The following is a 6,654-nucleotide window of genomic DNA, read 5'->3' as shown; positions in this document are numbered from 1 at the left end:
CGGACGAGGGCCGCTCGTTCTTCAGCAAGGCGGGCGGAGGCAACAAGATCGGGGAGCAGTTCATCGACTCGCGTGTGACCATCCATTCCGATCCGGGGGATCCGCGCCTCTTCTCCGCGCCGTTCAACGGCGGGGGTCTGCCCAACCGGCGCACGGTCTGGGTGGAGAACGGCGTGCTCAAGAACCTGGTCTACGACCGCTACTGGGCGGCCCAGAAGCAGATGGACCCGACCGGCTTCGTGAACGGGTACTACATGACGGGCGGCAACGCCTCCATGGACGAGATGATCCGCTCCACCGAGCGCGGCCTGCTCGTCACCCGCTTCTGGTACATCCGGGGCGTGGACCCGCGCACGATCCTGTTCACGGGCCTGACCCGCGACGGGACCTTCCTGATCGAGAACGGGCGGATCTCGCACCCGGTCAAGAACCTGCGCTACAACGAGTCGCCCATCTTCATGCTCAACAACGTGGAGATGATGGGTGAACCCGTCCGCGTCTCCTCCAGCGAGTCCGGCGGTCTGGCCCCCGCGGTCTGGGTGCCCCCCATCAAGGCGCGCGACTTCACCTTCACGTCGCTGTCGGACGCGGTGTGAGCAGCGCCGCCCCCGGGGCGGCCTGAGCGGGTCCTCGGGCGGGGCGGAGCCGAACCGGCTCCGCCCCGCTGTGCATCGGGGAGCCGGGGGTGCCAGGGCATCCGCGCCGGCGTACCCGCCCCGCCTGTTATCTTCGGCCATGACTCCATCGTCTTCCGCCTCGGCCGCCACCGAGTTCGCCGGTCTGGGCCTGGGCCCGGCCCTGCTCGAGCCGCTCTCCCAGCTCGGCTACGAAGAGCCCACCCCCATCCAGAGCGCCGCCATCCCGCCTGTCCTGGAGGGACGCGACCTGCTGGGTCTGGCCGCCACCGGCACAGGCAAGACGGCGGCGTTCGCGCTGCCGCTGCTGCAGCGCATCCCCATCGGGCATCGGGCCCCGTCCGCCCTGGTGCTGGTGCCTACGCGCGAGCTGGCCATCCAGGTGGCGCAGGCCGTCCACCGCTACGGCCGCGTGCTGGGCGTGACCGTGCTGCCCATCTACGGCGGGCAGTCGTTCCAGCAGCAGCTCAAGGTGCTCAAGCGCGGCGTGGACGTGGCGGTGGCCACGCCGGGCCGCGCGCTCGATCACCTGCGACGGGGCACGCTGGACCTGGGCCGGTTGCGCATGCTCGTCCTCGACGAAGCGGACGAGATGCTGGACATGGGGTTCGCGGAGGACCTGGAAGCGATCGTGGCCGAGGTCCCGACGGACCGGCAGACGCTGCTGTTCTCGGCCACACTGGGGCACCGCATCGAAGCGCTCGCCAGCCGCTATCTGCGGGACCCCGTCGAGGTGCGCATCGCGGCCGAGCCCGCGAGCGACGAGGGCGCGCCGCTCGTGCGTCAGACGGCCTACCTGGTGCGCCGGCCGCACAAGCTGGCCGCGCTGGGCCGCGTGCTCGACCTGGAGAGCCCGGAGGCCACGCTGGTCTTCTGTCGCACGCGCAACGACGTGGACGAGCTCACCGAAGCGCTGAACGGACGCGGTCACCGGGCGGAGGCGCTGCACGGTGGCATGTCGCAGGAGCAGCGCGACCGCGTCATGGGCCGATTGCGCAGCGGAAGCGCCGACCTGCTGATCGCCACGGACGTGGCCGCGCGGGGACTCGACATCGCCCAGCTCACGCATGTGATCAACTACGACGTGCCCTCCGAGCCCCGGTCCTACGTGCATCGCATCGGCCGCGTGGGACGCGCCGGTCGTGAGGGTGTGGCCGTCACGCTCGCGGATCCGCGCGAGCACGCGCTGCTGCGCAACATCGAGCGGCTCACCAAGCAGAAGATCGCGGTCGAGTCGCTGCCCACGGTGGCGGACCTGCGGGCCCGACGCCTGGAGCTCACGCGCGCATCCGTGCGGGAATCCATCCTCGGCGGTGATCTCGAGCGCTTCCGGGTGGTGGTGGAGGCCCTGTCGGACGAGTTCGACCTGTTCGACATCGCCATGGGGGCCGTGCGCATGGCCCACGAGGCCACCCAGGTCACGGAGGGCGAGGAAGAGGAGATCCCCCAGGAGCGGCCTGCGCAGCCGCCCCGCGGGAAGGGACCCAAGGGACCCTCGCCGGGGGCCCGGGGCCGCCCCCGCTCCACGGGCTTCGTGCGGCTCTTCGTGGGCGCCGGCCGCGACGCCGGGCTCCGCCCCAAGGACCTGGTCGGCGCGATCACCGGCGAAGCCGGTGTGCCGGGCCGGGACGTGGGCTCCATCCAGATCTCGGAGCGGTTCACCCTGGTGGAGGTGGCGGAGGGAGTGGCAGATGACGTCCTGCGCGCCCTGCGCGGCACGCGGATCAAGGGCAAGAAGGTGACGGTGCGGCTGGATCAGGGGCGGTAGGCGCGCCGCGGTCGCGGGCGCTACGAACCGACGAACGTGCCCCGGGTCGTCAGGCGCGGGCGACCCGGCGGCCCTCGGCAGGCCAGACCGGCCACGAAACTCCCGGACCGCCTGCGGCGTAGGCCGAGGCAGGGATCGCCGTCCCGCCTCCGGGCCGGGCGCACCTGCCGATCCACGGACCTCAGGAGCTTCGCATGATGAGACTCGCCGCCCCGGTGGCCCTGTCGGGCCTGCTGACCCTGCTGCTGGCCGAGGTCCTCAAGCTGATCCTGCCCCCCATGGCGGCCTGGGTGGCGGCCCTCCTGGCCGTGCTGTTCAAGATCGGTCTGATGGTCTTCGCGCTGGGCTTCGCGGGGCTGACGATCGCCGGTGCCCTCGTCGGCTGGCGCTGGTGGGCGAAGCGGAGGGAGCGGGAGGCGTTCTAGCCTCCTCCGACGCGGGGAGCTGAGCACGCCCGTCCTCGGGATCGGCGCACGGCCGCGGTGGGCATCGGACTAGCGCGCCACACGCACTTCACGTCGGTGACGCCCTAGGGCGGCGCGTCTTCGAACATGGGCAGTTGATCTTTGACTACGATCGTAGTCAACTCCAGATCGCCTATATGCGTTGGCATTTCCGGGGAGGAGCCGATGCTGTTCCGACGGCCTCAGGACCTGGGTCCTCTGCTGCGGGACGGGCGGGCGCGGGTCGGCTGGTCCCAGACCCGGCTCGCGGAGGAGCTGGGTGTCTCGCGCCAGTGGATCTCGCTCGTGGAGACAGGCAAGACGAGCGTCGAGTTCGACCTCGCGTTCAGCGCTCTCCAAGCCCTGGGCTATCATCTCCGGGTGGAGCGCGCGGACCCTCCGCGTCCGGAGCCGCCGACTCCTTCGAGGTCCCGGCGCACGCCGCTCACCCGCGAGGGTGAGCCCCTCGGCAAGCCGAGGAGCCGACGCGCTCGTCGAGAACCGTGACACGGCCCACTTCGAAGAGGGACTGCAACTCCAGACGCACCATCGGCGAAACCCTGCGATCATCGGAGTCCAGCAACGCAGTCCGGGCCGCCGGCGAAAGTCGCTCGTCCGCGCTGGAGTACAGCCACGCGACCACGTGGGTGTCGAGGTAGATCACGGCGTCCACTCGTCCGACGAGTCCAGGTGCACCAAACTCGGGATCCGTGGCCAGCTAGCCCGGGTGGGGCCGCAAGGCGGCGAGTTGGCTGGCGGCCTCCGCGGGTACGATGCGGACGCGTCGACCGTTGCGCTCGACCTCGACGGGTTCGCCGGTTTCCAGCACCCGGTCGATGACCCGGTAGAGGTCGGCTCGCAATCGGGAGATGGAGTAGGTCGTGGTCTTCGGCATCGGGCGTCCTCGAAGGTGGTACGGTACAGATATGTCAACGGTACCGTACCATCCCTGCCCGGTCGATGGCGCGCCACGGACGATCGGCCTCCATCGCTCACCCCTCCCGCAGCGCCTCGCTCGGCTGGATGCGCAGCCCACGCAGCGTGGGCGAAGCGCAGGCGACGACCCCCACGAGCGCCGTGACGACCAGCGTGGCGGCTACGGTCAGCGGGATGCTGATGGACTGGACGAACGCCTCGTCCGCCTCCTGGCGGAGCAGCGCCCACGCCCAGACACCTCCGAGCGCGAGCCCGATGCCGAGCTGGAGCGCCGCTCTGCGCGCGATCGTCGCCACGATGCTCCACGGGCGCGCGCCGAGCGCGCTCCGGATCGCCACTTCTCGCGTCCGCTGGGAGACCGTGAAGGACATGAGCGCGTAGAGCCCGGAGACGGCGAGGAGGAACGCCACCCCGGAGAGGACCAGCGGCAGGACGGACAGCCAACGCCAGATGCTCCGGTCGGCCTCCCAGGACGCCCCCAGCGCGATGGCCTGGTCCACGGTCGCCTCCGGATCGACGGCGGCCACGATCTCGCGCAGGCGCGGTGCGAACGCGGCCGGATCGCCGGCCACCTCGACCAGATAGCGCGCGGGGTTCGACGTTCCTGGAACCGCCGGCTCGTACCAGGCGGCGGCCTCGTCGGGGTTGATCGGGTTCGTCCCGAAGGGACCGACGACGCCGACGATCTCGAACCATGGGGCGTCCCGCGCCGCGGACCTCGGGCGGAAGCGCTGACCGATCGCGTTCCGCCCCCCGACCACGTGGTCCACGAACGGCGTGTTGACGATCACGGGGGCGGGACCGTCGCCCTCCAGCGCCTCGAGGTCGGCGGCGCTGAAGTCCCGTCCCGCGAGGATGGGCCGGCCGAGGCCGCGGAAGAACCCGACGTCCACGCGGAGCGCAGCGGCGTCCTGCGGCTCTCCGTCGGACTCGCTTCCTTCGAGGACGATGCTGCGGCGGCCCGGTTCGTAGTTGGCCAGGTCGTCCCCCATCCCCACGCCCCGCACGGCCTCGTCCTCGGCAAGTCGCCGCAGCACCTCCTGCTGCGTCCGCGCCAGGCGCACCCGCACGGCCTCCGTCTCCGGGTCTTCGGGGTCGGGCGTCGCGTCGTTCGCCGGCACCCGCACGTCGGCCCGCAGGTAGCGGTCCGGCTCGAGTCCGAGCGCAGCGGTGGAGTCGTGGAGGACGTTGCGGACCATCGCGCCCGCGAGCGTGATGAAGCCGACCGACAGCACGATCTCGCTCACGATCAGCAGCGACGAGCCCAGCCCGAACCGGACGCTCGCCCTCCCCGCCGCCCAGTGCTGCAGCGTGGCGTGCACGTCCCGGCCGGTGGCACGGAAGGCAGGAAGCACGCCGGCCACGACCGCAGCGAGGACGGAGAGCGTCAGCGCCAGCAGCACGGTGTCGGTCCTGAGCCCCGGATCCAACCAGTAGGGGACCCCGAGCGGCGCGAGCTCGTTGCCGAACACCCATTGGATGGCCGCTTCGGCCGCGATCAGCCCCAGACCGGTGGCGACGAGCGCGAGGACGAGCGCCTCGATGAAGAGCTGGATCACGATCCGGGCGCGACTGGCGCCGAGCGCGGTGCGGATCGCCAGCTCTCCCATGCGCGTCGTGTTCCGGGCCAGCAGGAGCGTGCCCACGTTGCCGCAGAGGATCAGCAGAAGCAGCAGCATGGTCGACTGCATCGTCAGGAAGTCGGGGTCGCTGCGGAGGAACTCGTCCACCCCCATGAGGAGCAGGGGCATCGGCACGACCTGTCCGATCCAGCGCGCGTATCGATCGGGATCGTCGATGGCGAGCCGCTCGGTCATCTGGGCAACCTCGAGCGCGGCCCGCTCGGCGGTGACCCCGTCCCGGAGTCGACCGAACACCCACAGATCGGGACCCTCGCCCTCGGCGTGGTCGAGGGGGCTGGCCCGCAGCGGGAGCCAGACATCCTCGTCCACGGGGAAGCGGAAGCTCGACGGCATCACGCCGACCACGGTGTGCTCGGTCCGACCGACCCGCACCGTCCTACCCACGATCGCGGGATCCCCCGCGAAGCGGGACCTCCACACGTCCTGGCCCAGGAGCACGACGTCGGGGGCACCGGGGATCTCGTCGGCCGGCACCAACATGCGGCCCATCAGGGGCGTGGCGCGGAGGAGCCCGAAGGCGGACGCGCTCATCTCGGCCCCACGCAGCGGGGGCGCGCCCGGTTCGCCGGCGTAGAGGTTCACCCGGTAGGCGCGAGCGGCCGCGACCTGTTCGAACGCGTCGAGCGCTTCCCGCCACCGGGCGTAGTCGTGCACCGAGCTCAGGACGGGGTCGTGCGTCTCGAGGCTGTGGTTGCGGATCCCCAGCAAACGCTCGCCCTCCGGGACCGGCAGGGGGCTGAACAGCACCCCCAACCCGTGATGCAGGGCCAGCGACGCCGGGATCCCGAGGCCGAGCGCGAGCATGGCCACGGGGGTGAGCAACGGCTGCTTCGCGAGCATCCTGAGCCCGAGCTTCGCGTCGAGCGTCAGGCCGCGCGCAAGCGTGCGGGGGAGGCGGGCGGTCCAGACGCTCCAGATCGAGCCCAGCAGGTTCCGCGCGTAGCGACCCCGCGCGACGCGGAGCGGCATCCGCTTCTGCAGGTCCCGGACGTACGATTCCTCCAACTCGGCGCGGATGAGTCGGCCCTCGTCGCCAGAGAGGAGCAGCCCGGCCAGGAGAACCAGGAGGCGAGGCGGCCGTGGTTCGGGCGAGGGCATGCTCACCCCTCCGCGAGCTCGGTGAGCTTCGGGATCAGCCCGCCCGCCATGGACTGGATGGTGGCGTACGCCTCCTTCAGCGCGCGGGCGCCTTCCGGCCGCAGCCGGTAGAACTTCCGGGGCCGCCCCAT

The 6,654-nt window shown here is 71.4% G+C and carries 6 protein-coding genes; 4 read left to right on the top strand and 2 right to left on the bottom strand.

Annotated features, from left to right (window positions below):
- The 4 genes from R3E98_21720 to R3E98_21705 form a co-directional block, all read left to right on the top strand.
- On the top strand, positions 1–596 hold a 596-nt coding region (locus tag R3E98_21720), incomplete at its 5' end, for a metallopeptidase TldD-related protein (protein ID MEZ4426029.1).
- 139 nt (positions 597–735) lie between these two features.
- Positions 736–2,403: a DEAD/DEAH box helicase gene (locus R3E98_21715; GenBank protein MEZ4426028.1), complete on the top strand. Its 1,668-nt coding sequence runs from the start codon at positions 736–738 to the stop codon at positions 2,401–2,403.
- Positions 2,404–2,597: 194 nt separating this feature from the next.
- Positions 2,598–2,828 (top strand): hypothetical protein, encoded by a 231-nt coding sequence (locus R3E98_21710; protein MEZ4426027.1) that lies wholly within the window; start codon positions 2,598–2,600, stop codon positions 2,826–2,828.
- A 204-nt stretch (positions 2,829–3,032) separates the two neighbouring features.
- The gene (locus tag R3E98_21705; GenBank protein ID MEZ4426026.1) at positions 3,033–3,353 is read left to right on the top strand and encodes a helix-turn-helix domain-containing protein; all 321 of its coding nucleotides are present in this window, start codon (positions 3,033–3,035) and stop codon (positions 3,351–3,353) included.
- A gap of 211 nt (positions 3,354–3,564) precedes the next feature.
- Here R3E98_21705 and R3E98_21700 read toward each other — a convergent pair whose 3' ends face one another.
- Entirely contained in the window at positions 3,565–3,741 is a 177-nt protein-coding gene (locus R3E98_21700) for a type II toxin-antitoxin system prevent-host-death family antitoxin (protein ID MEZ4426025.1), read from the bottom strand.
- A 97-nt stretch (positions 3,742–3,838) separates the two neighbouring features.
- Positions 3,839–6,523, bottom strand: a complete 2,685-nt coding sequence (locus R3E98_21695) for an ABC transporter permease (protein ID MEZ4426024.1) — start codon at positions 6,521–6,523, stop codon at positions 3,839–3,841.
- Positions 6,524–6,654: the final 131 nt, after the last annotated feature.

The sequence above is a fragment of the Gemmatimonadota bacterium genome, assembly GCA_041390125.1.
Classification (GTDB): domain Bacteria; phylum Gemmatimonadota; class Gemmatimonadetes; order Longimicrobiales; family Gaopeijiaceae; genus JAGQIF01.
This window is presented reverse-complemented; position numbering and strand designations above follow the sequence as displayed.

Bases quoted from the DNA above. Each gene is read 5' to 3' on its own strand.
- R3E98_21715 (MEZ4426028.1), top strand. From the start codon at position 736: ATGACTCCATCGTCTTCCGCCTCGGCCGCCACCGAGTTCGCCGGTCTG.
- R3E98_21710 (MEZ4426027.1), top strand. From the start codon at position 2,598: ATGATGAGACTCGCCGCCCCGGTGGCCCTGTCGGGCCTGCTGACCCTG.
- R3E98_21705 (MEZ4426026.1), top strand. From the start codon at position 3,033: ATGCTGTTCCGACGGCCTCAGGACCTGGGTCCTCTGCTGCGGGACGGG.
- R3E98_21700 (MEZ4426025.1), bottom strand. From the start codon at position 3,741: ATGCCGAAGACCACGACCTACTCCATCTCCCGATTGCGAGCCGACCTC.
- R3E98_21695 (MEZ4426024.1), bottom strand. From the start codon at position 6,523: ATGCCCTCGCCCGAACCACGGCCGCCTCGCCTCCTGGTTCTCCTGGCC.